This window comes from Sinomonas terrae (assembly GCF_022539255.1).
GTDB classification, from domain to species: Bacteria; Actinomycetota; Actinomycetes; order Actinomycetales; family Micrococcaceae; genus Sinomonas; species Sinomonas terrae.
Genome location: NZ_JAKZBV010000001.1, coordinates 2241127 through 2266650, shown reverse-complemented (window position 1 = coordinate 2266650; position 25524 = coordinate 2241127). Strand labels below are relative to the sequence as shown.

The following is a 25524-nucleotide window of genomic DNA, read 5'->3' as shown; positions in this document are numbered from 1 at the left end:
TTTTAGTTGGTTTTCGTGGGTTCTGGCTGTTGGGCTGGTGCGGCATGGGCCGCTTCGTATTCGGCGGGGGGGACGTGGCCGAGCTCGCCGTGGAGGCGCCGGTGGTTGTACCAGTCGACCCATTCGGCCACGGCGATCTCGAGGTGGTTGATGTCGCGCCAGGGGCCTCTGTTGCGGACCAGCTCGGCCTTGAACAGGGAGTTCAGGGCCTCGGCCATGGCATTGTCGTAGCTGTCCCCACGCGAGCCGACGGAGGCGACCGCGTCGGCCTCGGCGAGGCGCTCGGTGTAGCGGATGGCCCGGTACTGGACCCCGCGGTCGGAGTGGTGGACCAGACCGGCCAGGTCGGCCCCGTCCCTGGTGCGGGCCCAGATGCCCATCTGCAGGGCGTCGAGGGCTAGTTCGGTGTAGAGGCTGGTGGAGACCTGCCAGCCCACGATCCGGCGGGCGAAGACGTCCAGGACGAACGCCGCGTAGACCCAGCCGGCGAAGGTGCGCACATACGTTATGTCCGCGACCCAGAGCCGGTTCGGCGCCTCCGCGGTGAACCGGCGCTCGACCAGGTCGGCGGGGCGGGCCGTCTCGGGGGCCGGACGTGTCGTGCGCGGGCCCTTGGCGCGGCTGATCCCGCGCAGGCCCTCGGCGCGCATGAGCCGCTCGACGGTGCAGCGCGCCACCGGGATGCCCTCACGGTTCAGGGCAGCATGGACCTTGCGGACCCCGTAGACGCCGTAGTTCTCCTCATGCACGGTGCGGATCTTCTCGGCCAGCCCGGCATCCCTCAGCGCCCTCGCGGAGGGCTGGCGGGTGCGGTGGGCGTAGTAGGTGCTCGGGGCGATCTGCAGGACGCGGCAGATCGGCTCGACCCCGTGCTCGTCGCGGTGCTCCTCGACGAAGGCGCACATCACCTCGACGGGCGGTCGAGCTCCGCCGCGAAGAAAGCCGAGGCCTGCTTCAGGATCGTGTTCGCCCGGCGCAGCTCGCGGTTCTCCCGCTCGAGCTCGGCGATCCGGGCAGCGTCAGTGCTGGTCGTCCCCGGTCGCAGCCCCTCGTCGACCTCCGTCTCGCGCACCCACGTCCGCAGCGCCTCGGGATGGATCCCCAGCTGTTCCCCGATCCGCTTGTACGCCCCGACCCTGGTCGCGGGATCGGCGCGGGCCTCCAAGGCCATGCGCGTCGCGCGCTCCTTCAGTTCGGCCGGGTACTTCCGCGGTGCTGACATGAGAGAAATCCTTCCGGGTCATCGATCTCTCCATCAAACCCGGTGCGGATCAACCCTCGGCGAGCTTTCCCTGGCCGTGCACGCGGGCCTGAAGGCCCAGCACGTGGCGGGGGCCGTGCACGCCTACCCCACACACAGCGACGGCCTCTGGTCAGCGGCGATCCAGGCCCGCCTGGCCGGCCTCGACGCCCCGCCCGCGCGGGCAGCGGCCCGCCTTCTCCTCGCCCTGCGGCGGGCCATCGCCCGGACCCGATGATCTCTGTCCGCTGTGTGCACTCGTTCACAGAACGCCCCGCCCCCGGGTGCGTAGCGTCGGCACTGTCAGAACGAATCAAGCCAACGGAAAGGCGGCCCACACAATGTCCGCATCGCACCCCATCTTCCGCGCAGCCTCCTCCGACTACACCTCCCTGGGACGCAGGGCGGCAGCCGGGGCCGTCGGCGGCCTCGCCGGCGGCCTGGTGTTCGGGATGCTCATGGCCATGATGGGCATGCTCCCCACCATCGCCTCCATGGTCGGCTCCCACTCCGCATGGGTCGGCTTCGGGATCCACCTGGTCATCTCGGTCGTCTACGGCCTGATCCTGTCCCTGTTCTTCAGCATCTACCTGCGCTCCTGGGGCAAGGGCACCATCACCGGGCTCGTCTACGGGGTCGTGCTGTGGATCATCGGCCCGCTCCTGGCCATGCCGATGATGCTCGGAATGCCCGTGTTCGCCCTGAACGCGACTGTCATGATGTCCCTCATGGGACACCTGGTCTACGGGCTCATCCTCGCCCTGGTCGCCACGGCGATGATCCGGAAGGCGCACTCGTGAACGACGAGTGCCGTGACGAGCTCGCCTCCGGGGCCGCCAAGGCCAAGCCCTGGTCCCCGGAGGCGCGCGAGACCGACCCGCTGGAGGCCCTCCTGGCCGACGGCGGAACGTTCGCGTGCCTGAACGAAGTGGACCTCTTCGCCGACCTGTCCGCGGCAGAGATCCGCGAGATGGACATGATGGCCCCCGCGAAGCTCTTCCGCCGCGGCGAGCTCCTCTACAGCCAGGCCCAGCCGGTCAAGGCCCTGTTCATCCTCAAGACCGGGCGAGTGCGGGTGTTCCGCGTGGCCGAGGACGGCAAGGCCCTGACCATGGCAATCCTCGAACCCGGCGCGGTGTTCGGGGAGATGGTCCTGGTCGGCCAGCGCATGTACGACAGCTATGCCGAGGCCATCGAGGACTCCATGGTCTGCCACCTCGGCGTGGAGGACGTCGAGCGGTTCCTGCTCTCCGACCCCCGCATCGCCGTGCGGATCTCCCGGCTGCTGGGCGAACGCGTCGCCGAGCTCGAAGGCCGCCTCTCCGACCTGGCCCTGCGCCCCCTGCCCGCCCGGGTCGCCTCGACCCTGCTCGGCATGGCCCAATGGCCCTCCTCGGCCCGGTTCGGGCGCGCCCCCACCATCCGGCTCACCCACGAGCAGGTCGCAGGACTCCTGGGCGCCACCCGCGAGGCAACGAGCAAGATCCTCTCCGACTTCGCCTCCCGAGGCCTCATCCGCCAGGGCCGGGGACGGATCACCCTCATCGACCCCGTCAGGCTGCGGGCCATCGCCCGCGGCACCGCATGAGAGGAGACCCCGTGGCACCCGAAGCGCAGCCCACGGTCACCGCCTGGTACGGGGAGACCTGCATCGCCCGTTCCGGGCACACTGTGTTCCTGGAGGGCAACTTCTACTTCCCTCCCGACTCCCTCCGGTCCGGCGTCCTCTCGGACAGCCGACTGCGGACCCTGTGCTTCTGGAAGGGCATCGCCCGCTACCACCACGCCACCGTCGACGGCATCCGCCTGCCCAACGCCGCGTGGTCCTACCCGAAGCCCTCCCCGCTGGCCCGCCGGATCAAGGGCATGGTCGCCTTCGAGCAGGGCACCGGGATCACCGTCCGGGAAGACGCCAGGTGAGCGGGCCCCGAGCGGCGGACGCCGCCGAGCGCGTCGTCGCCCGCGCCCCCTCGCCGGGGAAGGGGCTGTGGTGGGCAGGGGTAGCCGGCGGCGTGGCCGCGATCCTGTGCTGCGTCGGTCCCACGGTCCTGGCCCTGGCCGGCGCGATGAGCGCAGCCACGGCCTTCGCGCTCGCTACGGACCTCTATGACAGCTGGAGCTGGGCCTTCCGCATCGCCGGCCTCGCCGTGACCGCGGGCCTGGTCTGGTGGATCCTCCGCCGCCGCCGGGCCTGCACCCGAACGGGGGTCCGCGCCGCATGGAAGGGCATCGCCGCCGCCCTCGCCGCGGGCCTGGCCACCTACACCGCCCTGTACTGGATCACGACCTGGTTAGGAAACCTCGCCTCATGAGCATCGAACGCACGACCCGCAGCGAAGTCTTCGTCGAGTACACCAAGAGCATCTGCCCGGTCTGCAAGACCGTTCTGGACGCCGAGGTCAACATCCGCGAGGGGAAGGTCTACCTCCGCAAGCGCTGCCGGGAGCACGGCGAGTTCGAGGCGCTCGTCTACAGCGACGCCGAGGCCTACCTCTCCTCGGGCAAGTACAACAAGCCCGGCACCCTGCCCCTGACCACGCAGACCGAGGTCGCCGAGGGCTGCCCCAGCGACTGCGGCCTGTGCCCGGCGCACAAGCAGCACGCCTGCCTGGGCATCATCGAGGTCAACACCGGCTGCAACCTCGACTGCCCCATCTGCTTCGCGGACTCCGGCCACCAGCCCGACGGCTACTCGATCACCCGGGAGCAGTGCGCCACCATGCTGGACGCGTTCGTCGCCGCCGAGGGCGAGCCCGAGGTCGTCATGCTCTCCGGCGGGGAGCCGACCATCCACAGGGACATCCTGGCCTTCATCGACCTCGCCCAGGAGCGTCCCATCCGCACCGTCACCCTGAACACCAACGGGATCCGCCTCGCCACAGACAAGGCTTTCGTCGCCGCGCTCGGGGAGCGCAACCGCAGGCCCGGGAAGACCGTGAGCGTCTACCTGCAGTTCGACGGATTCGACGAGCAGACCCATCTCGCCCTGCGGGGGAAGAACCTCCTAGAGCGCAAGCGCCGCGCCCTGGACAACTGCGCCGAGGCAGGACTCCCGGTCACCCTGGTCGCGGCCGTCGAACGGGGGCTGAACGAGCACGAGGTCGGGGACATCGTCCGGTTCGGCATCGAGCACCCCGCGGTCCGCTCGGTCGCCTTCCAGCCGGTCACCCACTCCGGGCGCCACCACGAGTTCGACCCGCTGAACCGGCTCACCAACCCGGACGTGATCCGGCTCGTGGCCGAGCAGTGCTCGGACTGGTTCGTCCCCGAGGACTTCTTCCCCGTCCCGTGCTGCTTCCCGACCTGCCGCTCCATCACCTACCTCCTGGTGGACAGGACCGAGGAGGGGACCAACGTGGTGCCGATCCCGCGGCTGATCGACCTCGACGAGTACATGGACTACGTCACCAACCGGGTCCTGCCCGACCCCGATGTCCGCGCCGCGCTCGAGGCCCTCTGGAGCGCGTCGGCCGGCATGGGCTCCGACACCACCGCCCGGAGCCTGGCGACCACGGCCGCGGAGCTCGAATGCGCCAGCTGCGGCATCGACCTCCCCGCCGCCGCCCAGGACCTGGGAGAGAAGGCGTTCATGATCGTCGTCCAGGACTTTCAGGACCCCTACACCCTCAACGTCAAGCAGCTCATGAAGTGCTGCGTCGAGGAGATCACCCCCGACGGGAGGCTCATCCCGTTCTGCGCCTACAACTCGGTCGGCTACCGCGAACAGGTCCGCTCCCAGATGTCCGGTGTCGCGGTCGCCGACGTCGCCCCCAACGCCGCCGGCATCCAGCACCTCCTCGCCCCGACACCGTACGGGTCCAAGACCGCCGCCGACGGCGGACGGCCCTCAGCCGACGGAGCGGGGACAGGGAGCCACCCGTCCCAGACGAACCTGGGGATGCCGGCGGTGCGCCGATGACGACCCCCGGCGGGCAGCTGCCCGCCGCCGACCCGGAGGCCGCGAAGGCCTGCTGCGCCGCCGGGTACGGCGCCGACGCGGTCGCGCTGCTGCTGGGGCCGAGCTACCACCCCGGCGGCGCGGCGCTCACCCGCCGCCTCGCCCGCGCCCTGGGCCTCGGACCCGGGACCCGGGTGCTGGACGTCGCCTCCGGGCAGGGAACGACGGCGCTGCTGCTCGCCAGGGAGTTCGGCTGCACCGTGGCCGGGATCGACCTCGGTGCCCGGCAGGTCGAGCAGGCGAGGTCGGCAGCAGCCCGGGAAGGCCTGGGCCATCTGGCGACCTTCTCGGTCGCGGACGCCGAGGACCTCCCGTTCGAGGACGGATCGTTCGACGCGCTCGTATGCGAGTGCGCCCTCTGCACCTTCCCGGACAAGTCCCGCGCCGCAGCCGAATTCGCCCGCGTCCTCGTCCCCGGAGGCAAAGCCGGGATCACCGACGTCACCGTCCGCGGGGGCCGCCTCCCCGAGCCCCTGACCGGGATGGCCGCATGGGTCGCCTGCATCGCCGACGCCCGAAGCCCCGAAGGCTACGCCGGGCTGCTCGAAGCGGCAGGGCTCGCCGCCGACCGCCCAGAGGACCAGAGCCCCGCCATCGCCCGGATGCTCGACCAGATCGAGGCCCGCCTCGCCGTCCTGGCCATGGCGGCCCCGGACGCACTCGCCTCGGCCGGCATCGAACCCGCGGCCGTGCGCCCGTACGCCCGCACAGTGCGGGCCGAGATCAGCTCCGGCACGATCGGCTACAGCCTCATCACCGCCCGCAAACCCCAGACGAGCACGACCCAGCCCAGCCGCCCGACCGCAGGAGGAACCCGCCCGTGACCATCTCTACACGCCTAGCCGCCCTCGCGGCCGTGCCCGTTGCAGCCCTCGTCCTGTCCGCGTGCGGCGGGTCGAGCAGCCCCCTCTCCACGGCCCCCGCCTCCGGCCAGGCCGTCGCGGGCGGCCCGATCGTGGTGGGCTCGGCCAACTTCACCGAGAGCGAGATCCTCGCCGACGTCTACGCCGGGGCGCTCAACGGCGCCGGCGTGCAGGCGACCACGAAGACCGGGATCGGCTCCCGCGAGGTGTACGTCAAGGCGCTCCAGGACGGCTCCATCGACCTCGTCCCGGACTACTCGGGCAACCTCCTGCGCTACTTCGACAAGAACGCCACCGCCGTGAGCGCGGCGGACGTCATGCAGGCGCTCCCCGCCGTGACCCCCAAGGGGCTCGCCGTCCTGGATGCCGCCAACGCGGAGGACAAGGACTCCATCGTGGTCACCCAGGCCACTGCGGACAAGTACAGCCTCAAGACGCTGGCCGACCTCGGGAAGGTCTGCGACCAGATCGCCCTCGGCATGCCGCCCGAGGCGAAGGACCGCCCGCAGGGCCTGCCCGGGCTCAAGGCCAAGTACGGCTGCACGCCGAAGCAGTTCGTCCCTCTCAGCGATGGCGGCGGCCCCGTGACCATCAAGGCGCTTTTGGACAACCAGATCCAGGCCGCGGACGTGTTCACGACCTCGCCGCTCACCTCCCAGAACCACCTCGTGACGCTCGAGGATCCGCAGAACGACTTCGCCGCCCAGCAGGTCGTGCCCCTCGTGCGCACCGACCGGGTCAACGACAAGGCGAAGGGCGTGCTGGACAAGGTCCAGGCGACGCTGACCACGGCGGACCTCGTCAAGCTCAACGAGGAGGTCTCGGGCAGCGCCAAGCAGGACCCGAAGGCTGCCGCGGACGCGTGGCTGAAGGAGAAGGGGCTCGCCGGCTGAGGAGTCCGGGGCAGCCATTTGGGTCCTGGGGAGACGGGCCCGATCACCGCGGGGGCGCGGCTGTGTGGGCCTTCAGGCGAGAGGAGAAGACGATGAACGCCATCCTGCGGACCGTCGCTGCAGGGGCCGCGGCCGGGGCGGCCGGCACCACCGTGTTGAACGCGATCACCTACCTGGACATGGCCGTCAGGGCCAGGCCCGCCAGCAGCACCCCGGAGGAGTCCGCCCGGCGCCTCGCCCGTGCAGTGGGCATGCACATCCCCGGCGACGAAGAGCAGCAGCAGAACAGGGCCGCCGGGATCGGGCCGCTCCTGGGCCTCGCGGCGGGCGTCGGCACCGGCGTCCTGGCCGCCGGCGCCCGTGCCCTCGGCTGGAGGCCCGGAAGGGCAGTGGGGATCGCGGCAACCACCGGTGTGGTCCTGCTCGCGGCCAACGCGCCGATGACCGTGCTGAAGGTCACCGATCCCAGGACCTGGTCCGCGGCCGACTGGGCCAGCGACATCCTTCCGCACCTGGGCTACGCGATCGCCGCCGACGCCGTCCTGCGCGCACTGGAACCCTAGGGTGCCCTGCCTGCGCGCGGGCGCCGGCGCCCTGAACGGAGTCCGGAGACACCTCCCCATGGGCCGACCGCAATCCATCGGCAGGGTCCCGGCCGTCCGGCTGCCGGCGCTCATTCAGGACGTGCTGCTCTGGTACGACCCCGTCGGGCAGCTGCGGAGGTGGGCCAGGCGGCACGGGGACGCCTTCACGGTCAGGCTCCCGGCCGTCGGGCCGATCCTGGTCCTCGGCGATCCTTCGACGGCGCGGCAGGCCCTCCTCAGCGACCCGCGCGCGGCTGAGGCCGGCACCGCGACCGGGCGGGTGCTGCCCGTACTCGGACCCGCCTGCGTCCTGCGGCAGGACGGCAGCGCCCATCAGGACCGCCGGCGCCTCCTGGGACCGGCATTCCACGGAGAGAGCCTGGAGCGGCTCCGGACCCTCGCCGCCGAGAACGCCAGGCGGGAGATCCGGACCTGGGCAGAGGGAAGGCCGATTGCGCTGCTTCCCCGCATGCAGGAGGTGGTCTTCGCCACGATGGCCACCGCCGTCCTGGGCATCGATGACTCCGAGACGGTCCAGAGGCTGCATCGTGCGATTACCGGCATGAACGGCCCATCCGCCCTGGCACGGACCTGGATGTCGCCGGTGGGCGACGGCGCAGTGCGCTCCTGGCTCTCGCGCCGCTCGCGGCGCCGCCAGTCCCGGGTGGACGCCATCCTCGCACCGATCATCGATGCCCGCCGTTCGGCGGAGCCCCTTGGAGGCAGCGACGTGCTTTCGCTGCTCATCGGGCACGAGCGGGACAGCGGGTCCCGCATCGGCCAGGAGGCGATGAACGACGAACTGACCGCCCTGCTGCTGGCAGGCTACGAGACCACAGCCGCAGCACTGGGCTGGGCGCTCGAGCGCCTCGCCCGCCACCCGGGAGCCGCCCGGCTCCTCGCCGGCTCCGTTGACGGGCAGGACTCCCGTCACCTCGACGCGTTCGTGCGGGAGGTGCTGCGCTGGCGTCCGCCCGTCCTAGATGCGGTCCGAGAGCTCACCACGCCGATGGAGCTCGCAGGCTTCCGCGTCCCCGCCGGGACGCTGGTCGTGGTCGCGCCCCTGCTGGTCCACGACAACGACGGGCGGGTGGACGCCCCAGACGCCTTCCGGCCAGACCGCTTCCTCGGCGCCCGCCACCGGGGAGGACGGAACTGGGTCCCCTTCGGCGGCGGGCGCCGCCACTGCCTCGGCGCAGAGCTCGCGGCAGTGCAGATGGAGGCCGTGCTCACCGAGGTGGTCAGCGCAGTCACCCTCTCGCCGGCCTCGCCCTGCGTCGAGACGGCGAGACTCCTGGGCACGGTCTTGGTCCCGTCGCGGGGAAGCGCCGCCGTCATCCGGCGCCGGAGGGCCCCAATGCACACGGCCGCGCGCGGCGGACGCCCTGGGCAGGGCTCCCCGCCCTGAGCAGTGCCCTGCGGACGCCGCCCCGGATTCAGCCCCTGTGCCCTTGGGAGAATTCGTGCGGCCGAGCGGCGAAGGCGTCACGGCAGCCGGTGGAGCAGAAGAGATGCTCCCGTCCCTCGTGCTGGCAACGGGCCGCTGCGTGCTCGGAGTCGACTTCCATCCCGCACACCGGATCGCGGACGGCCGGGCCCCCATGGCTGGGGCTGCCGCCGTCGGCACCGAGGTAGGCCTGGGGGTCCCTGGCGAAGGCCTCCCTGCACCCGGGCGAGCAAAAGGCGTATTCAGTGCCGTCGTGGGCGAGGGTTCCCCCGCCGGGGTTCCCGGGGTCCACACGCATCCCGCACACCGGGTCCACCGCGATCGGCGGCGAGGCGTCCTCGGTGCCCATGGGCTCGCTGCCGGGTTCTGCGGCGTAGTGGTCCGGGTCTGCGGTGAACTTCTCGTGGCAGCGGTCCGAACAGAACCAGTACATGTGCCCGGCATGGGTGTGGGTGGCGGGGGCGTGGGCCTTCTCGACCTGCATCCCGCACACGGGGTCCTTCGCGTACCGCCCGGCGGTGCCGAAACGGTCCCGCCCGCGGTAGAGCCAGTAGAGCACCACTGCTGCGGCGATCGCGGCCAGGTTCAGCCAGGCCGTGTAGTTCCACTCGAACCGGGCCGGGACGATCTCGGCGGGGCGGGCCGGGGCAGCGATGCCGAGGCCGCGGAAGAGCAGGTCGGTGGCCAGGCCCGCGGCGCTCATCACCGCCCAGAAGGACAGGAAGACTCGCACGGCGATGCGCCGGCCATAGAGCTTGGCGTAGACGGCGACCAGCGGGAAGGCGATCAGGTCGGCGAAAACGAAGGCGACCGTGCCGCCGAAGCCGAGCCCGCCCCTGTACAGGGCCGCAGCCAACGGGACGTTGCCGATCGAGCAGACGAAGCTGGCGAACGCCACGAGCGGGCCGACGAGGGCGTCCCAGGCGTCGGTGAGGAGCCCATGGCCGGGGAAGAACAGCGCCGAGTAGACAGCAGGCGGTACGGCGACGGCCAGGATCCCGGCGACGAGGTAGCCGATGAGCAGCTCGCGGCGGAGCATGGTCGCGTCCGAGACCGCGTACCCGGCGGCGTCCGCCCACCCGGACACTGACCGCATCCTCGCCCACAGCCCCTTGCCGTGCCGCTCGGCCTCGTCGGCCTCATCGGGGCTGCCCTGGGCGGCGGCGCGCTCCGCGAGGCGGGCCCGTGCCGCCTCCAGCTCGGAGGCGGGGAAGACGCGGGGGGCGATCAGGACGAAAAGGGCGATCATGATCGCCCCTCCGACGAACTCGGCGAGGGCGAACTGCCACCCGGCAAGCAGCCACAGCACGAGACCGAGCTCGACGACCAGGTTCGTCGAGGCGAGCATGAACACCATCGAGGTGGTGAAGTCGGCCCCGCGCTGGAACAGCGACTTCGCCAGTGCAGCGGCGGCGTAGGAGCAGCTCGAGGACGCCGCGCCCAGCAGGCCCGTGCGCACCACCGTGGCGGGGCGGTGGTCGCCCATCGCCTTCTGCATCTCCCGGCGGGAGACGAAGGCCTGCACCGCCCCGGAGAGCGTGAAGCCCAGCACGAGCGCCCACAGCGTCCCCCAGAACATGAAGAATCCCTCCAGCACGCTCCGCCAGGCCGTGTCCAAGAACGCCATCAGCGCTGCTCCCTTTCTCCGCTGCGAGCAAGGAGGGCACGGCGCAGCTCGCGGAGCGCAAAGCCCCACCGCTGCAGGGGTCCGCTGCCGCAGCCCGGGATCTCTCTGTCCTGCTGTCCGATGCTGCAGGTCTTGCCCGTGCGCATTTCGCCTCCCTCCGTCCGGGACGTTTCCCCGGACCCCAGTACGTTAGGACCTGGCCCTCGGGGCCAAGTCAAGTCCCGGTCAGCCTGCAGCGAGCTCCGTGGCGAGGTGGGTCAGCGAGGCCACGGTGAGCTCGGGGCGGGCGAGGTAGGAAGGGTAGGCGCCCCCGATGCGGTTGACCCAGGCGGTGCGCAGGCCCGCCCGTGCGGCTCCGTGGATGTCCCAGGGGTGCACCGCGACCAGGAGCATGTCCTCCTCCCGGGTCCCGCACCGCTGGGCGGCGTACCGGTAGGAGGAGGGGTGGGGCTTCCACGCGGGGGCGTCCTCGACGGAGAGCAGCGCCTCGAACTCGTCCCGGATCCCGGCGGCGTCGAAGAGCTTCTGGGCGACCTGGGCGGATCCGTTGGTCAGGGTCACGAGCCGGTTCCCGGCCGCCCGCAGCGCGCGGATCCCGTCGGTGACGTCCGGGTGCAGGGGAAGCTCCGCCACCGAGGTGGCCAGTCGCCGGGCGGTGCCCTCCGGGTCGGGCACCCCTGACGAATCCAGTAGGCCGGTGAGGACCTCGGCCCCGATCTCGCCGAAGGGGGCCGCGTCTCCGGCAGCGGCCAGGGCGAACCCGTCCCTGAGCAGGGTCGCGAACCAGAGCCTGGCCAGATCGGCCGGGGCTCCGGCCTCGGCGAACCGGCCCCCCATCGGGGACATGTCGGAGAGGGTCTCGTTGACGTCGAAGACGATCACTTCGGGTGCTCGTGCCATGGCTGTTCCTCCTCGTGGTGGGGCCGGGTCTGCCGTTCAGGCCGTGAGGGGCTCGGCGGCTGGGACGTCGAGCTCGGTGTGGGCGTAGTGGTTGAAGTAGTTCGTGAACAGGTTGACTGCGATGTGGGCGAAGGCCTCGGCCAGCTCGGTGTCCGTCCACCCGGCATCCAGCGCCGCCTGCCATACCGGCTCGGGGACGTTGCCGGTATCCGCGGCGGCGGCGCGGGCGACCTCGGTCAGGGCCGCGAGCCGGGCATCGAAGCCGACCTCCCCGGCGCGCAGGGCCAGGATCTGCTCGTCGGCGAGCCCGGCCTTGCGTGCCGAGAGCGTGTGGGCGGCCTGGCAGTAGTCGCAGCCGTTCTGGTTGCCCACGGCCAGGGCGATCGCCTCGCGGGTTCGGGCGTCGAACGTGCCGTGCTCCGCGATGGCCTTCTGCATGCCCTGGTAGGCGCCGATCACCACGGGGGAGTGGGCCATCTCGGCGTGGATGTTCATGAGCCGGCCCATCCTCCTCTCGAGGCGCTCGGCGTGCTCGCGGGAAGCGTCGGGGACAGTGTCGAGTGTGTGGGCGGGGATGCGGGGCATGGTGAGGCTCCTTCTTCTCGTTCTTCGTCGGCGGCGCCAGGGTCGGTTCCGGTCTGCGCGCCGCACGGTCTCTGTCTTGTCGATGCCCTTCGGGCGGTCTTCCAACGCTACGGGCCGGTGGGGCCGCGTTCTGTGTGCCTGCGCACAGAACATCCAAGGGGCCGGTACCCGGCCCCGCTGCGGCTCACACGGCGCAGCAGGAGAGGCGGGAGACGTCGGCCGTGTAGGACTGGGCGGCGATCTTCAGCCCCTCGGCCATCGTCAGGTAGGGCGCCCACCGGGAGGCGAGCTCGTGGACCGTGGTGCCCGAGGCGATCAGATGCACGCCGGCCGCGGCAAGCTCGCCGGCGTCCTGGGCGACGGCGGTGATGCCCAGGATCCTCCCGGTGCCCTCCTCGGCCACGATCTTGATGAACCCCCGGGTGTCCCGGTTCACGAGCGCCCTGGGCACGAACTCCAGGGGCAGCACCCGGCACTCGCAAGCGTGGCCCGCGCCGTTGGCCTGCCGGTCGGTCAGCCCGACCGCTCCCACGGCGGGGCTCGTGAACGCCACCCGCGGCAGCTGCGAATAGTCGACCTCCAGACCGGCCGCGGCGAAGGCGTTCTCCACGGCCAGGGCGCCGTGGGCGGCGGCGACGTTGACGAACTCGCGGTGCCCGGTGACGTCCCCGGCACCCCAGACCCGGGGGTTCGTGGTCCGCAGGCCGGGGTCGACCAGGACCTCGCCCCGGTCGCCGGTGGCGACGCCGATCCCGGGAAGGCCCAGTCCTTCGGTGACGGGGCGGCGTCCGGTCGCCATCAGCACCCGCTGTGCCCGGAAGTCCTGGGCTGCGCCGCCGGCGACGGCGGCCGTGACGACCGCCTCCCCGGTGTCCGGTTCGGTTCGGACCGCGGTGGGGACGGCGCGCCGGGCCACCGTGATGCCCTCCTCATGGAAGACGGAGGCCAGCGCCATGGAGACCTCGGGCTCCTCGCCGGAGAGCAGGCGGGAGCGGGCCAGCACGGTGACCCTGGAGCCGAGCCGGGCGAACAGCTGGGCCTGCTCGACCGCGACGTACCCGCCGCCGACGATCAGGAGTGACTCGGGCACCTCCTCCAGCTCCATCGCGGTCTGCGAGGTCAGGTACCCGGCCTCGGCGAGCCCGGGCAGCTCTGGCACCCACGGGGCGGATCCGGTGGCGACCAGGTAGTGCCGCCCGCGCAGTCGCACCGCCTCCCGGTCCCCGTCGGCCACGTCAAGGACCGGATCGTCCGCGACGCCGGAGAAAACAGCCCGGCCGCGGTGGATGTCCCAGCCGTAGTCATCGGCCAGGTCCAGGTACTTCTGCTGCCGCATCCACCCCACCAGGGCGTCCTTGCCCGCCACCAGAGCCGGCATGTCCAGGCCGACCGGGGCTGGTGCCAGGCCCGGGAATCTGCCGGCGTCGGCGGCCGCGTGGCGGGCCTGTGCGGCTGCCAGGAGGGCCTTGGACGGGACGCACCCGGTATTCACGCAGGTGCCGCCCACAGTGGCACTCTCGGCCATCGCCACCCGCAACCCCATGGTCGTGGCCCGGATCGCAGCGGCGAACCCGGCGCTTCCCGACCCGACGACAACAAGGTCGTACTCCTCGGCAATCGGCACGTTCGTCTCCTCCCCTTCGCTATGCTGCCTTCGTCCACGACTCTCCGCCTTCCAGCCGCTGGAAGGTCAAGGCGGGCATACCCGGGCGGCCCAGACGGTTGGAACTTCCAGAACGGCCGACAGGGAAGGAACCACGATGCGCATCTCAGAGGCAGCGGCCGCCGCGGGCACCACCGACAAGACCCTCCGGTTCTACGAGGACATCGGACTCCTGCCCGGCATCGGAAGGACGCCAGCGGGCTACCGCGACTATCCCGAGAGCGCCGTGCGGCGGGCAGCCTTCATCCGGCGGTCCCGCGCCGCAGGCCTCAGCCTCGAGCAGGCCGGTGCGCTGCTGGCCGTGCACGACGCCGGGGCCAGGCCATGCGCCCATGTCCGCGACCGGCTCGCCGAACAGCTCGATGCCATCGATGCCCGCATCGCCGAGCTCCAGGACCTCCGCAGCACCCTCGCCGAACAGTTCGAGGCATCCGCGTCCGGGGCGCAAGGCTGCGACTCCGGGGAGATCTGCAGCTACCTCTGACCTGCCCGCAGGTTCCCGGCGCCTCCACCTTCACGGTCCCACGGGCCCTCGATGATGCGGCAGAAGACCGCCTCCTGCCCCGACTGGAGCGACGCCTGGGCGGTGTCGCGGGCTGCCAGCAGCGACTCGCGCAGCGCCCCGAGCTCGGCCAGGGTGCGCTCGATCTGGGCCAGATGAGCATCCAGGAGCCCGATCACCAGCCCGCACGGCTGGGCGCCCCCGCGCTGGAGGTCCAGGACCTCGGCGATCTCCGACAGGCTCAGCCCCAGCGACTTCGCCCGGCGGATGAACTGCAGAACTGCCACATCCTCGTCCGTGAACAGCCTGTAGCCCCCCGAGGTACGCGCCGGCTCAAGGAGCAGCCCCCTCGCCTCATACACCCGGATCGCCTTCCGGCTCACCCCGGCCCTCCGCGCCGCCTCCCCGACCGTATAGCCAGCGACCTCCTCGACCAGCATGCGCACCTCCCAGAACTCCCTCTCCGACTTCCAGTGTCAACCCTGCCCCAAGGGCAGCCTCAAGACTTGGGGGCCAATGGCCAGGACCCCTTGACCCGGACCCAAGGGCAGGGGCCAGTCTGGAAGGGCATCAAGAACAAGCGACGACGAGAGGATCGGCCATGGCATTCCACGCGGGAGACATCTACCGCTGCCCCGACCCCGAGTGCGGCTGCGAGCTGACCGTCACCAAGGGAGCAGCCCCGGGAAAGGGAGGCGACCGCAGCCCCACCTGCTGCTGCGGAATGACCATGCAGAAGGTCGAAGCCGAAACGGCTGCAGCGGGCTGAAAGACTGCCGCCGCTCCTCGCTCAGCCCCGGCAGCCCGCACCCTATCGTCTTGCTTCGAAGTAGAAAGACCCTCGGCCCAACCTTTTGACGCCCTGCTCCATCCGGGCCTGAGCCGGTCGGGCGTGAGTGCAAACTGGCCCACGAGGCCCAACTCGCATGGTGCGTTGACGGTCTCCAGAGTCTGCGTAGCGATCAAGCCGGCACTTTGGCTGTAGCGTTGGCTCCTCCCGCCCGGCTATCGTTTCAGCGAGCCGAGCGAGGGGGCGATCATGGGCGAAGACGGCAAGGCCGGCACCCGGCATTTCATCGAGGACGCTTGGAACAACGGCCGATTCGATCAGGCGCGGGAGCATCTCGCCCCTGAGTTCGTGAACCATACGCCGTTCGGCGAGGAGAACCGGGACGAGTTCCTCGCCCGCATCGCATCATTCCGTGAGGCGTTCGCGGATTTCACCATGGTCGTCGACCAGATGCTCGCCGACGGCGATTTCGTCACGACGCAGTGGACCGCGACCGGTGTGCACCGAGGCGCGTTCCGCGGGATCGCCCCCACCGGCCGCCGAGTCAGCTTTGGTGGGATCGCCATCGACAAGGTGGTCGACGGCCACCGAGTGGAGGGCTGGGCGCTGATCGACATGTTCGGACTACTGCAGCAGTTGGGCGCCAGCATGAAGATTCCCGACCCGAACGGCTGACCCGGACCCTGTCGCTACCGCCGGAGGGTCGAACTCTAGGCGGCCACGTATGGACAGAATGGGTGCTTCCTCTGATCATGCCGACATGAACAGTGACGTACCGGGCTTTCAGGGCGAATTGCTAAGGCCCGGGGATGAAGGGTATTCGGCATCCCGGCGGATCTGGAACGGGGCCATCGATCGGCGCCCGGCCCTGATCGCGCGCTGCCTCGACGAGGAGGACGCGTCCGCCACGCTGAAATACGCGCTGAGCCGGAAGCTGCCGCTCTCCGTGCGCGGAGGCGGCCACAACGTCTCCGGTTCGGCGCTGGCCGAGGGCGGGGTCGTCATCGACTTCTCGGCCCTCAGGGGCGTGGTCGTCGACCCGGACAGCACGAGCGCCCGGGTGCAGCCCGGCGCCCTGTGGGGCGACGTCGACGCCGCGACCCAGAAGCACGGTCTGGCCATGCCGGCCGGGATCGTCACCCATACCGGGGTGGCCGGGCTGACCCTGGGCGGCGGCTTCGGCTGGCTGAGCCGACGGTGGGGGCTGACCTCGGACAACCTGCTCTCCGTCGCGATGCTCCTGGCCGACGGCAGCCGAGTCCACGCATCCGAGGACGAGAACCCCGATCTCTTCTGGGCCGTCCAAGGGGGCGGCGGCAACTTCGGTATCGCGACCGAATTCCGCTTCCAGGCCCACCGCCTCGGCACCCACGTCCTGGCAGGCCCCATCCTGTTCCGCGCCGAGCAGGCGCCGGAGGTCCTCGCCTTCTACCGCGAATTCATCGCCGAAGCCCTGGACGAGCTCTCCGTCTACCTGAACCTCCGCACGGCTCCGCCGTTCGACTGGGTCCCGGAACACCTGCGAGGCACCGACATACTGCTGGTGATCCCCTTCTTCGTCGGCGACCCCCGGGAGGGCGAGGAGCTGCTGCGGCCGCTGCGCGCCTTCGGCCCGCCCGCCGCCGACCTCGTCCGCTACAAACCGTACGTCGAGCACCAGGCCATGTTCGACGCCGGGGTCCCCCATCACTGGGGCTACTACTGGAAATCGCACTACCTGCCCCCGCTCACCGACGCCGCAATCGAGGTCCTGCTCGAGCATTCGTGGGCCAAGAGCTCCCCGGCCTCCTACACGCTGCTGTTCCACATGGGCGGCGCCATCGCCTCACGCTCCCAGGACAGCTCCGCGGCCAGCGGGCGCGACGCGGCGCACGCGATGAACATCAACGCCGCCTGGCCCGCCGGAGGCCCGACCCACCCCGATATCGCCTGGTGCAGGGACTACTTCGCCGCGATGGAGCCCCATGCCACCGGCGGGGTCTACGTGAACTTCCTCCACAACGACGAGGGCGAAGCCCGGATCCGCGCAGCCTACGGCAGCCGCTACGACCGCCTCACCCAAATCAAAGCCAAATACGACCCCCACAACGTCTTCCAATCGAACCAGAACATCAAACCCTCACCAGCCGAGCAGACATGACCCCGCCCTTGCTCCGTCCGCGCGGCGCTCGTGAGGAATTGGGCAGTATGGCTCTTTCGGAATTCAGCCCTGGATCCGCGATTGGACGCATCGTCACCGCGCAGGATCGGGCCATCAGGACGGCGAGTGCTGAGAGCACGGCTGCGCCGGGTCCGCCGCCGCTGGCGGCTATGGTGCGCGCGTGGAAATCCAGCACATGCCCGAAGCGCGCGACCCCTCCCTGCCCAGGGGCGCGGGAGAGGATTCTCACGGTCGCCTAGGAGCTGTTCGCCCGGCGAGGGATCCGCGACGTGGGCGTGGACGAGCTGATCGAGAAGTCTGCGGTGGCCGCGGTGGATACGCGGAAAGAACTCGCGCCCGATGTCGTTCGGCTGGTATGGGCCGACCCCGGGTCTGCAACATCGAGCACCAATTGCTGAACGGCCTCCTGCAAGGTTAGGGATGAGGGCACGCGATCCTGGCAGCACGCTCGGATGACGTCGCGCCACCTCAACTTCCGGCTACTTAGCGTGACCCCGTCCGAGAACGCGACTTCGTCTCGGAGTCCTTTCTAGGCATGTGGGGCAAGGGCTGTGAAGACGGAGGATAGCTGGGACGGTACAAGGAGGATCCACCTTCGCAGCTCGCCGTACCCATTCACGATTGAATGGACGTATGCTACCATGGTAGATACACCATACTCGCTATAAGAAACATGGTGATGTGATGCATGGCGGCGTGATCCTGTTCCGCGGAAACGGAGCTGACGCGCGCCGGTATGTGGAGGCGGATCGTTCCCGCGCTGATGACTACTACCTCGGGGCGGACTCGGCCGTGGCTCAGTTCGTCCAGCTCGACGGCAGCGGTGCTGTGGCTGGCGAGGCGAGCCTGGCACCGGAGGTGTACGCGGAGTGGGTGGACTGGACGCATCCACTCACCGGGGAGTCCATGGGCACCCCGCGGCTGCCGGGCGAGGCGCGTCGCGGTTCCCCCCGGTTCGCGGAGATGGTCGTGAACGCGCCGAAGAGTCTGTCGATCGCTGCCGCACTCCACCCGGAGGTGTCGGCCGCGCTCGATGCGGCGCAGCATGACGCCGCGGCCGAGATCCAACGTTGGCTCGCCACCCATTCGGTGACCAGGGCGGGCCCCCGCGGCCTTCAGGAGGTGGTTCCGGTCGAGTCGTTGCAGACGGTCGCCGTCACGCATCGGACCTCGCGGGCGGGTGACCCGCACCGACATATCCATTTCCAGATCGGCACCCGCGTGTGGGCGGCCGGGAAGTGGCGCGCCTTGGACACTGGAGCGCTGTTCAGGCAGCAGGGAGCGATCCGCGCTCTCGGCACGGCCGTCATCGCGGCACACCCACAGCTGGCCGAGGCGCTGGACCGTCACCGGCTGACGCTCGACCCACGGACGGGGGAGGTGGTCGAGCTGGAGCCGTTCAATTCGGTGATGAGCAAGCGCGGGGAGCAGGTCGCCCGCAACCTCGCCCGTCTCGAATCGAAGTGGGAGGCCGTGCATCCGGGCGAAACGGCGGGGCCGGTGGTGTCAGCTCGACTGGTGGCGCAGGCGTGGGCGCTGGGACGTCCGGCGAAGAAGCCGACAACGCTCCGCGAAGAACACGCCTGGCAAGCCGAACTCCGCGACGCCGGCTACGCCCCCGATACTCTGCGCCGGCCGGCGCCCCGGGAGCCGGTGTCGGTGGATGATCTGCGGGCGCAGGTGGTCGCCTCGCGTGCCCTGGACAGGTGCGCTGCTGGAGCGTCGGCATGGCCCCGACACACGGTGCAGGAGCACGTCACCCGGATCGTGACCGAGTACGGGGTCCGTGCAACCCCCGACAGGTTGCGGGACTTCATCACGGTTGCGACCGCCCTGGCGATGGAGGACTGCTTCTCGATCCTCCCGCCCGGCAGCCCCACACCGGAGCATGTCGCGCACCTCACCTCGGTAGGCGTTCTCCGGGCAGAGACAAACCTCCGCGACCTCCTCACCGCCCGCGTGCCCGATGACGAGGCGGAGCATCCGGACGTGGCCGCGCACGCCGCCGCGCTCGAGCTGCAGCTCGATAGCGGACAACTCGTCGCTGCCGCCGCGGTCGCCTCCGCCGACCCCCTCGTTGTCGTGGAGGGGGCCGCGGGCGCCGGGAAGACAACGATGCTCTCCACCGCGATCCGAGCAAGCCAGGCAGCAGGGCGCGGCGTGCTGGTGGTGGCTCCGACGAGGAAGGCCGCCGACGTCGCCCACCAAGAACTCGGGGTGCCTGCCGAGTCCGTTGCGGCGCTCGTGCATGCCCATGGATGGCGGTGGAACCGAGACGGCGTCTGGACCCGCCTCGGCCTGGGCGACCTCGACCCGGACACCGGACACGCCTACGCCGGCCCGCCCCAATGGGCGCGACTCGCGGCCAGTGAACGCGTGGTGGTGGATGAGGCGGGGATGCTCGACCAGGACACCGCCGTCGCGCTGCTCACAGTCTGTGCCGAGAGCGGGGCGACGGTCGCGCTCGTGGGAGACCGGGCGCAGCTGGCCGCGGTCGGGCGCGGCGGCGTGCTCGATATCGCCGCACAACTCCGGGGCCAGGTCTTCGACATGGCCGAGGTGCACCGCTTCACTGACCCCGACTACGCGGACCTGACTCTCGACATGCGCGCCGGGGCGGACCCCGGGCGGGTGTTCGACCAGTTGCAGGCCCTCGGTTTGGTACGCCTCCACGCCGGCGACGGCATGCGCGTGCATGTCGCCGACGCCTTCCGCGACGATGAAGCGATCACGGTCAGCTCGAACGACGATGCCCGCGCGCTGAACGCCCGCATCCGGGAGGAACGAGTGAACCGTGGCCTGATCGACGACGTCGTGACCGTCATTGGCAGCGATGGCCTGCCGATCGGGCGTGGCGACAGGGTGCAGACGCGGCGCAACGACGCAAGCCTTGGGGTTGCGAACCGTCAGACCTGGATCGTCCAGCGCACCGAGGCAGATGGGGCGCTGTGGGTGCATGAGGCGAGTCATGAACACAGAGCCGAGCAGTCGGTGCGGCTTCCCGCCGAATACGTGAGCGAGCACGTGCACCTGTGTTACGCCACAACCGCCTATGGTGTCCAAGGTTCAACCGTCGCGAGGTCACACACTGTCCTCACCGACATGACCAGCGCCGCAGCGGTGTACGTCGGCATGACCAGGGGCCGCAAAGAGAACCTGCTGCATGTCGTCGCCGAGAGCGTGGCCGATGCGCGTGAGCAGTTCACTCAAGCGATGAAGCGTGACCGCGCCGACCGCGGCCTCACCGACGCCACCACACGTGCCGCCGAGGAGATCACCGGTCTGGTCGATGACGGGCCTGTGAAGCTCGTGAACGCGGAGATCGCTGCGCTCGCGAAGCAAGCCCAGGACGCCGAACGGCGCGCGGCACGGTGGCTGATGATCGCAGAGCACCTCGGTGCACAGGCTGAAGTGCACCGGGCCGAGACGGATGAGGCAGCGTCAGAAGTCGAGGCGTTGCGTGAGCACGTCGAGCAGGTGCGATTCGAGGTCCAGGCTCCGATCCTTGCCGCCGCGGAAGCTGACAGGCACGATCATGACGACGCAGTGAGCAGTGTCGCCGAGACGAGCGCGCAGCTCCGTGCCGCTTCCCGGCTAAGGAAGCCGAAGGCCCGCCGCGCACACCGCACGGCAACTGACCGAGCAGAGCGGGCACAGGCACGGCTACGCGAACGCTGGGGCAAAACACCGAACATCGGGCAGGCCACCGAAGCATGGACGGCGCAGGTGGCGGATCGAGCAACCGCAAGCGACCCGCGAGTCGTCCAGTCCGAGCAGGCACTTGCCGTCGCGACGCGGAAGCAGCAGGAGATGATCAGACGGCACCGGGACGAGCGGCGGACCCTCCTCGCCAAGCTCTACGGACCCGAGCAAGTCCGTCGCGACCCGGTCCGGTACGAACTCACCAATGCCCGCAGCAAAGCCGCAAAGTGGACGACTACCGCAGAGCAGGCTCGCGACCAGATCGCCGCCCTCCGGGCCTTGCCGCCCGATCAGGCTGCCGCCCGGGTTCAAGCGCAACACGACGCAGCAGCGGTGCGGGAGGCGCAGCGTCGAGAGGCCACCGAGCAGGTGCGCGAAGACTTCCAGCACCGGGAAGCTGAACGGATGCGAAAGGGAGGCACCTCAAAGCGGCAAGGCCCTCTGAGCAGCCTCTGATCCCACCGGTGCCGTCCCAATGGCTGTGCGCGCAAGTCAGAGGCTTCGTGCGGCCCGCGACCACTGCAACGCGGTGGGCCGGCAATGCCGGTAGCGCCGAGGTCGGGGGAGCCGGGGAGCGGCGTTCGGGCAGCGGCGTCGAGTTCTCACTCCAGGGCTAACGGTCGCGGGTGACACCTCGAGTTTGCCAGCCGGACGCAGGCTCGCCGGTGGGCCTGTGCAGATCGGCGTTGCCCCAGAATCCTGCGGGTGGTTGAGCTATTCGTGATCGCGCGGGGCACCGTCGGCCGATTCGAAGAGGCTGAGGAACTTCTCGCGCGGAATCACGATTCTGCGGCCGAGCTTGACCGAGGGAATCGTGCCGTCCTGGATTCCGACCGTGATAGTACGGGGATCCACTCCGAGCGCTTCTGCGGCTTCCTTGCGGCTGATGACGAGGCTCCGGCGTGCACGGAGGTCGTCGATGCCGAGTGTGCCCTGTCTCATCACTCCACCTTCGCCTTCGTCTGCCGCTGAGCCCCCGAGGAGCGGTGTTCTCAACACGGTAAGCTTCGCCGCTTGTGTTGTCAATTATCGCGTTGTATGTTCTCAATATGGAGAACGAGAGGGTGCGGGGCAATCCCGCGGGGATCACGAACATGCACGTCGCGACCAATATTCGCGCAGCGCGGCAGAGCATCGGCATGGACTTGCGCACCATGTCCGTGAAGCTCACTGAGGTGGGCCGGAAGATCTCGCCCTCGGGCATCAGCAAGATCGAAAACGGCGACCGTCGCGTGGATGTGGACGACCTCACCGCGATCGCCTACCTGCTCCGCACCACCCCGGCGGCACTCCTCACCCCGCCAAGCGATGGCGTCGAGGTGACGGGGGTCTCCTCAAGGTTCCTTCCTGAGGAGATCCAGGCCTGGGTCGCCGGCCGGGTGAAGCTCACGCCCGACGACCTGCTGCGGTACTGGAAGGAAGAGCGCTTCAACGCCTCCTCATACGTCAAGCGATTCGAAGACGCACTGGCCCAGTACGACCAGGGCCAGCTCGGACTCACGCCGCGCGAGGTCTACGAGGAACGCCTGGCGACACAACGGGCCCGACTGGAACTCGCAACCGGCAGGCTGGTGCAACTCGACCCGCTGGCGATCCCCAACCTCGATTGACCCGCCCACAAACGCCGAAGCACAACGACGAAAGGGAGGAGCCAGGCCATGACATCACGGCGACGAGAACCGCCGGATGATCCGGGCGGAAATGAGGCCAGGAGGCAGCGGCGCTCCCGCTCCCGACGGCCGGGCTCAATCCAGGAGTACCAGACGGCACAGGGCAAGCGGTGGCGGTTCCAGATCTACGTCTTGAAAGATCCTGAGTACCCCGAGCAGGGGATGCGCCGCCTCACCCGCTCCGGATTTAAGGACACCGCCGAAGCGAATGACGCCTTGCAAGACGCGCTCAAGCAGCGTGCGCAGAACGAGAAGTTCTCTGGCAAGGTTCCCGCCCTCGGTGTGTACGCGGAAGAGTGGGCCGAAGGGCTCAAGCTCGCGGACTCCACCGTCAAGGGCTACAAGAAGATCATACGCAACCACATCAAACCGCAGCTCGGCACGATTCGGCTCGACAAGCTCACTGCGACACGGATCGCCCGCCACTACCGCGACCTGGAGAAGCACGGCCGCGCCGACAAGCTCGGCAAGGGCCAGCCGCTCTCAGCCAACAGCGTCCACAAGATCCACGTGGTGCTCGGCGCGATCCTCGACGCCGCGATCGAGGATGGGCATCTGACCGTCAACCCGACGAAGAAGCGCCGCACTGTCAAAGCGCCCACGTCGAGCGAGGTACGGGCGCAGAAACCCGAGATCGTCACCTGGACCGGCGAACAGCTTCACACCTTCCTCACCTGGAACCGTGACGAACTGAATGACGAGCTGTTCCCACTGTGGCGGCTGATCGCCTACACCGGCATGAGACGCAGCGAAGCCCTCGCGCTCCGATGGAACGACATCAACACGAAGACCATGCGGATCAGCATCCGACGTGCCGTCAATACCGAGGACTGGGCCGAGACGAAGACGACCAAGACCGGCAATGCCCGCGTCATCGACATCGATGCCGAAACGCTCAAGGTGCTCGCCGCGCACAAGGTCGCTCGCGCTGAACTCGCCTTCGAACTGGCGAAAGCCGACGCCTACGTTTTCGGAGACGACGACGGCAAATTGCGGTCGCCGGACGCGATGACCAGCCGCTGGGCGCGCCGTCTCGACTGGGCCACGGCGAAGTACGACACGCTCACCCGCGTCACGATCAAGGGGCTCCGTCATACCCACGCGACCCTGCTGCTCGAACTCGGCGAGCATCCCAAAGTGGTTCAGGAACGCCTCGGGCACTCGACCATCACGACCACGATGAACATCTACAGCCACGTCACTCCGACCATGCAGAAGGCCGCGGCAGACCGTTTCGCCCAGTACCTCGACAGGGCTTAGCACTTTTTCTAGCACTTCACGCGGAAACGGCCCCCAACCTAAGGACGTAATCCCAGGTCAGGAGCCATTTCCCCTTCGTGCGCGGAGGGGGACTTGAACCCCCACGCCCTAATCGGGCACTAGCACCTCAAGCTAGCGCGTCTGCCATTCCGCCACCCGCGCAGGTGATCACCGGAAGGTCCACGTCTGCGGTTCCCTCCCGGGCAGCGAGTAAGACTGTACACGATCTGTTGCCCCTGGAGAAATCGGATGAGGCACCCGAGGACCGTCAGGGCGAGGGATAGGCTGGCCTCACCGATCCGTCGCAGCCGAGGAGGAACTCCCATGTCTGACCACCCGCTTGAGACGTCGCTTCGCGCCGAGGACGAAGTGGTCGACATCTGCCAGAACCTCATCCGCTATGACACCAGCAATTACGGAGACGGTTCGGGCCCGGGGGAGCGCGCGGCGGCGGAGTACACGGCCGAGCTTCTCGAGGAAGTGGGCCTAGAGGCCGAGATCTTCGAGTCGGCGCCCGGCCGCGCGTCCGTCGTGGCCCGCATCGAAGGAACCGACCCGAGCGCGAGCGCGCTCGTCGTCCACGGGCATCTCGACGTGGTCCCTGCACAGAAGGAGGACTGGAGCGTCGACCCCTTCGCGGCCGAACTCCGCGACGGTCTCATCTGGGGACGTGGCGCCGTCGACATGAAGGACATGGATGCCATGGTCCTCTCGGTGGTCCGGGAGCTGCAGCGGACCGGTGAGCGTCCCAAGCGCGACCTTGTGATCGCCATGTTTGCCGATGAGGAGGCGGGCGGCGCCTACGGGGCACGTTGGGCGGTGGACAACCGCCCGGAGCTCTTCGAGGGCGCCAAGGAGGCCATCAGCGAAGTCGGCGGGTTCTCTGCCGAGATCGGGGGCCAGCGGACCTACATGCTGCAGACGGCGGAAAAGGGCCTCTCGTGGCTCAAGCTCACAGCGAGCGGACGGGCAGGGCACGGCTCCCAGACGAACACGGACAACGCCGTAACGCGACTCGCGCGCGCCGTGAGCCGCATCGGGGCCCACGAGTGGCCCATCGAACTCACGGATACCACCCGCCGCTTCCTGGAAGGGGTCACCGAACTGACCGGGGTCGAGTTCGATCAGGAGAATCCCGAGATCCTCCTCAAGGAACTCGGGACGTTCGCGCGGTTCGTGGGAGCCACCCTCCAGAACACCTCGAACCCCACCGTCCTCAAGGCCGGATACAAGGACAACGTCATTCCGGGGAGCGCCGAGGCGCGCATCGATGTCCGGACGCTCCCCGGTCAGGACGAGCTCGTGCTTGAGAAGATCAAGGAGCTCGCGGGCGAGGGCATCGACTTTGCCTTCGTTCACCACGACGTCTCGCTCGAGACGCCTTTCGAGGGCGCCCTCGTCGAATCCATGGTGAGCGCGCTCGAGGCCGAGGATCCGGGGGCTCGGGTCCTGCCGTACACGCTCTCGGGCGGGACCGACAACAAGTCGCTGAGCCGCCTCGGCATCACCGGGTACGGCTTCGCGCCGCTCCAGCTTCCCGCTGGGCTCGACTTCGCGGGGATGTTCCATGGCGTCGATGAGCGGGTACCCGCCGAGTCGCTGCGCTTCGGTGCCCGTGTCCTGCGGCGGCTGCTCACCACCTACTGACGGAACGGCCCTTCCAGAGAGGAGCCTGGCTT

The 25524-nt window shown here is 69.6% G+C and carries 26 protein-coding genes, 1 tRNA gene and 1 other annotated feature; of the genes, 18 read left to right on the top strand and 9 right to left on the bottom strand.

From position 1 onward, the window contains the following. Window positions 1-2: 2 nt before the first annotated feature. Window positions 3-1222 (bottom strand): IS3 family transposase gene (locus tag L0M17_RS10580; protein ID WP_241053928.1). Its coding sequence is split into 2 segments (ribosomal slippage): window positions 3-943 and window positions 943-1222, totalling 1221 coding nucleotides; the frame shifts between segments, so codons are not numbered across the junction. Then, window positions 831-944 (bottom strand) — a sequence feature (AL1L pseudoknot). Its footprint overlaps the gene before it by 114 nt. Before the next feature lie 103 nt (window positions 1223-1325). On the opposite strand from L0M17_RS10580, the gene L0M17_RS10575 reads away from it, so the two are divergent. The 10 genes from L0M17_RS10575 (at window position 1326) to L0M17_RS10530 (ending at window position 8946) form a co-directional block, all read left to right on the top strand. Beyond that, window positions 1326-1478: a hypothetical protein gene (locus L0M17_RS10575; RefSeq protein WP_241053927.1), complete on the top strand. Its 153-nt coding sequence runs from the start codon at window positions 1326-1328 to the stop codon at window positions 1476-1478. 103 nt (window positions 1479-1581) lie between these two features. Beyond that, the gene (locus tag L0M17_RS10570; RefSeq protein WP_241053926.1) at window positions 1582-2040 is read left to right on the top strand and encodes a hypothetical protein; all 459 of its coding nucleotides are present in this window, start codon (window positions 1582-1584) and stop codon (window positions 2038-2040) included. After that, window positions 2037-2828, top strand: coding sequence for a Crp/Fnr family transcriptional regulator (locus L0M17_RS10565; RefSeq protein WP_241053924.1), 792 nt, complete (start codon window positions 2037-2039; stop codon window positions 2826-2828). Before L0M17_RS10570 ends, L0M17_RS10565 begins: the two co-directional genes overlap by 4 nt. Before the next feature lie 11 nt (window positions 2829-2839). Next, window positions 2840-3160 carry a DUF427 domain-containing protein gene (locus L0M17_RS10560; RefSeq protein ID WP_241053922.1) on the top strand — a complete coding sequence of 107 codons (321 nt, stop codon included), beginning with the start codon at window positions 2840-2842 and terminating at the stop codon, window positions 3158-3160. Then, on the top strand, window positions 3157-3552 hold the full coding sequence (locus L0M17_RS10555; protein ID WP_241053921.1) for a hypothetical protein: 396 nt from the start codon (window positions 3157-3159) through the stop codon (window positions 3550-3552). Before L0M17_RS10560 ends, L0M17_RS10555 begins: the two co-directional genes overlap by 4 nt. Then, window positions 3549-5159, top strand: coding sequence for a radical SAM protein (locus tag L0M17_RS10550; protein WP_241053920.1), 1611 nt, complete (start codon window positions 3549-3551; stop codon window positions 5157-5159). The genes L0M17_RS10555 and L0M17_RS10550 overlap by 4 nt, the downstream gene beginning before the upstream one ends. Then, on the top strand, window positions 5156-6022 hold the full coding sequence (locus tag L0M17_RS10545; protein WP_241053919.1) for a class I SAM-dependent methyltransferase: 867 nt from the start codon (window positions 5156-5158) through the stop codon (window positions 6020-6022). The genes L0M17_RS10550 and L0M17_RS10545 overlap by 4 nt, the downstream gene beginning before the upstream one ends. Then, window positions 6019-6954, top strand: a complete 936-nt coding sequence (locus L0M17_RS10540; protein WP_241053918.1) for an ABC transporter substrate-binding protein — start codon at window positions 6019-6021, stop codon at window positions 6952-6954. Before L0M17_RS10545 ends, L0M17_RS10540 begins: the two co-directional genes overlap by 4 nt. Before the next feature lie 92 nt (window positions 6955-7046). Continuing rightward, window positions 7047-7517, top strand: coding sequence for a hypothetical protein (locus L0M17_RS10535; protein WP_241053917.1), 471 nt, complete (start codon window positions 7047-7049; stop codon window positions 7515-7517). Between the two features lie 58 nt (window positions 7518-7575). Then, window positions 7576-8946, top strand: coding sequence for a cytochrome P450 (locus tag L0M17_RS10530; protein WP_241053916.1), 1371 nt, complete (start codon window positions 7576-7578; stop codon window positions 8944-8946). A gap of 28 nt (window positions 8947-8974) precedes the next feature. Here L0M17_RS10530 and L0M17_RS10525 read toward each other — a convergent pair whose 3' ends face one another. The 5 genes from L0M17_RS10525 to merA all read right to left on the bottom strand — a co-directional run bounded on the left by L0M17_RS10525 (window position 8975) and on the right by merA (window position 13715). After that, window positions 8975-10612, bottom strand: coding sequence for a permease (locus L0M17_RS10525; RefSeq protein WP_241053915.1), 1638 nt, complete (start codon window positions 10610-10612; stop codon window positions 8975-8977). Continuing rightward, window positions 10612-10758 (bottom strand): hypothetical protein, encoded by a 147-nt coding sequence (locus L0M17_RS10520; RefSeq protein ID WP_241053914.1) that lies wholly within the window; start codon window positions 10756-10758, stop codon window positions 10612-10614. The genes L0M17_RS10525 and L0M17_RS10520 overlap by 1 nt, the downstream gene beginning before the upstream one ends. Before the next feature lie 79 nt (window positions 10759-10837). Continuing rightward, a complete protein-coding gene (locus L0M17_RS10515) occupies window positions 10838-11512 on the bottom strand; it encodes a haloacid dehalogenase type II (protein WP_241053913.1) in 675 nt (224 codons plus the stop codon). A 36-nt stretch (window positions 11513-11548) separates the two neighbouring features. After that, on the bottom strand, window positions 11549-12097 hold the full coding sequence (locus tag L0M17_RS10510; RefSeq protein WP_241053912.1) for a carboxymuconolactone decarboxylase family protein: 549 nt from the start codon (window positions 12095-12097) through the stop codon (window positions 11549-11551). A gap of 184 nt (window positions 12098-12281) precedes the next feature. Then, entirely contained in the window at window positions 12282-13715 is a 1434-nt protein-coding gene (gene merA / locus L0M17_RS10505) for a mercury(II) reductase (RefSeq protein WP_241056403.1), read from the bottom strand. A gap of 142 nt (window positions 13716-13857) precedes the next feature. Between merA and L0M17_RS10500 the strand changes: the two genes are divergently transcribed. Further along, the gene (locus L0M17_RS10500; protein WP_241053911.1) at window positions 13858-14244 is read left to right on the top strand and encodes a heavy metal-responsive transcriptional regulator; all 387 of its coding nucleotides are present in this window, start codon (window positions 13858-13860) and stop codon (window positions 14242-14244) included. On the opposite strand, the gene L0M17_RS10495 is transcribed toward L0M17_RS10500, so the two are convergent. After that, a complete protein-coding gene (locus L0M17_RS10495) occupies window positions 14235-14702 on the bottom strand; it encodes a heavy metal-responsive transcriptional regulator (protein ID WP_241053910.1) in 468 nt (155 codons plus the stop codon). The genes L0M17_RS10500 and L0M17_RS10495 overlap by 10 nt on opposite strands. 161 nt (window positions 14703-14863) lie before the next feature. On the opposite strand from L0M17_RS10495, the gene L0M17_RS10490 reads away from it, so the two are divergent. The 4 genes from L0M17_RS10490 to mobF all read left to right on the top strand — a co-directional run bounded on the left by L0M17_RS10490 (window position 14864) and on the right by mobF (window position 21371). Then, complete coding sequence (locus L0M17_RS10490; protein WP_241053909.1) at window positions 14864-15031, top strand: hypothetical protein; 168 nt, start codon at window positions 14864-14866, stop codon at window positions 15029-15031. A gap of 270 nt (window positions 15032-15301) precedes the next feature. Beyond that, on the top strand, window positions 15302-15727 hold the full coding sequence (locus tag L0M17_RS10485) for an ester cyclase (protein WP_241053908.1): 426 nt from the start codon (window positions 15302-15304) through the stop codon (window positions 15725-15727). Between the two features lie 85 nt (window positions 15728-15812). Continuing rightward, on the top strand, window positions 15813-17192 hold the full coding sequence (locus L0M17_RS10480; RefSeq protein ID WP_241053907.1) for an FAD-binding oxidoreductase: 1380 nt from the start codon (window positions 15813-15815) through the stop codon (window positions 17190-17192). A gap of 705 nt (window positions 17193-17897) precedes the next feature. Further along, entirely contained in the window at window positions 17898-21371 is a 3474-nt protein-coding gene (gene mobF / locus L0M17_RS10475; RefSeq protein WP_241056402.1) for a MobF family relaxase, read from the top strand. A gap of 258 nt (window positions 21372-21629) precedes the next feature. On the opposite strand, the gene L0M17_RS10470 is transcribed toward mobF, so the two are convergent. Next, entirely contained in the window at window positions 21630-21857 is a 228-nt protein-coding gene (locus tag L0M17_RS10470) for a helix-turn-helix domain-containing protein (RefSeq protein ID WP_241053906.1), read from the bottom strand. Window positions 21858-21964: 107 nt separating this feature from the next. On the opposite strand from L0M17_RS10470, the gene L0M17_RS10465 reads away from it, so the two are divergent. Then, entirely contained in the window at window positions 21965-22525 is a 561-nt protein-coding gene (locus L0M17_RS10465) for a helix-turn-helix domain-containing protein (protein ID WP_241053905.1), read from the top strand. A gap of 48 nt (window positions 22526-22573) precedes the next feature. Continuing rightward, complete coding sequence (locus L0M17_RS10460; protein ID WP_241053904.1) at window positions 22574-23845, top strand: tyrosine-type recombinase/integrase; 1272 nt, start codon at window positions 22574-22576, stop codon at window positions 23843-23845. 78 nt (window positions 23846-23923) lie between these two features. Here L0M17_RS10460 and L0M17_RS10455 read toward each other — a convergent pair. Next, window positions 23924-24007, bottom strand: a tRNA-Leu gene (locus tag L0M17_RS10455). A 162-nt stretch (window positions 24008-24169) separates the two neighbouring features. On the opposite strand from L0M17_RS10455, the gene L0M17_RS10450 reads away from it, so the two are divergent. Then, a complete protein-coding gene (locus L0M17_RS10450) occupies window positions 24170-25492 on the top strand; it encodes a M20/M25/M40 family metallo-hydrolase (protein ID WP_241053903.1) in 1323 nt (440 codons plus the stop codon). Window positions 25493-25524 lie beyond the last annotated feature (32 nt).

Coding starts and splice junctions, on each gene's coding strand:
- L0M17_RS10570 (WP_241053926.1), top strand. CDS start 1,582: ATGTCCGCATCGCACCCCATCTTCCGCGCAGCCTCCTCCGACTACACC.
- L0M17_RS10550 (WP_241053920.1), top strand. CDS start 3,549: ATGAGCATCGAACGCACGACCCGCAGCGAAGTCTTCGTCGAGTACACC.
- L0M17_RS10545 (WP_241053919.1), top strand. CDS start 5,156: ATGACGACCCCCGGCGGGCAGCTGCCCGCCGCCGACCCGGAGGCCGCG.
- L0M17_RS10535 (WP_241053917.1), top strand. CDS start 7,047: ATGAACGCCATCCTGCGGACCGTCGCTGCAGGGGCCGCGGCCGGGGCG.
- L0M17_RS10530 (WP_241053916.1), top strand. CDS start 7,576: ATGGGCCGACCGCAATCCATCGGCAGGGTCCCGGCCGTCCGGCTGCCG.
- L0M17_RS10525 (WP_241053915.1), bottom strand. CDS start 10,612: ATGGCGTTCTTGGACACGGCCTGGCGGAGCGTGCTGGAGGGATTCTTC.
- L0M17_RS10520 (WP_241053914.1), bottom strand. CDS start 10,758: ATGCGCACGGGCAAGACCTGCAGCATCGGACAGCAGGACAGAGAGATC.
- L0M17_RS10515 (WP_241053913.1), bottom strand. CDS start 11,512: ATGGCACGAGCACCCGAAGTGATCGTCTTCGACGTCAACGAGACCCTC.
- L0M17_RS10510 (WP_241053912.1), bottom strand. CDS start 12,097: ATGCCCCGCATCCCCGCCCACACACTCGACACTGTCCCCGACGCTTCC.
- L0M17_RS10500 (WP_241053911.1), top strand. CDS start 13,858: ATGCGCATCTCAGAGGCAGCGGCCGCCGCGGGCACCACCGACAAGACC.
- L0M17_RS10495 (WP_241053910.1), bottom strand. CDS start 14,702: ATGCTGGTCGAGGAGGTCGCTGGCTATACGGTCGGGGAGGCGGCGCGG.
- L0M17_RS10490 (WP_241053909.1), top strand. CDS start 14,864: ATGGCATTCCACGCGGGAGACATCTACCGCTGCCCCGACCCCGAGTGC.
- L0M17_RS10485 (WP_241053908.1), top strand. CDS start 15,302: ATGGGCGAAGACGGCAAGGCCGGCACCCGGCATTTCATCGAGGACGCT.
- L0M17_RS10480 (WP_241053907.1), top strand. CDS start 15,813: ATGAACAGTGACGTACCGGGCTTTCAGGGCGAATTGCTAAGGCCCGGG.
- mobF (WP_241056402.1), top strand. CDS start 17,898: ATGCATGGCGGCGTGATCCTGTTCCGCGGAAACGGAGCTGACGCGCGC.
- L0M17_RS10470 (WP_241053906.1), bottom strand. CDS start 21,857: ATGAGACAGGGCACACTCGGCATCGACGACCTCCGTGCACGCCGGAGC.
- L0M17_RS10465 (WP_241053905.1), top strand. CDS start 21,965: ATGGAGAACGAGAGGGTGCGGGGCAATCCCGCGGGGATCACGAACATG.
- L0M17_RS10460 (WP_241053904.1), top strand. CDS start 22,574: ATGACATCACGGCGACGAGAACCGCCGGATGATCCGGGCGGAAATGAG.
- L0M17_RS10450 (WP_241053903.1), top strand. CDS start 24,170: ATGTCTGACCACCCGCTTGAGACGTCGCTTCGCGCCGAGGACGAAGTG.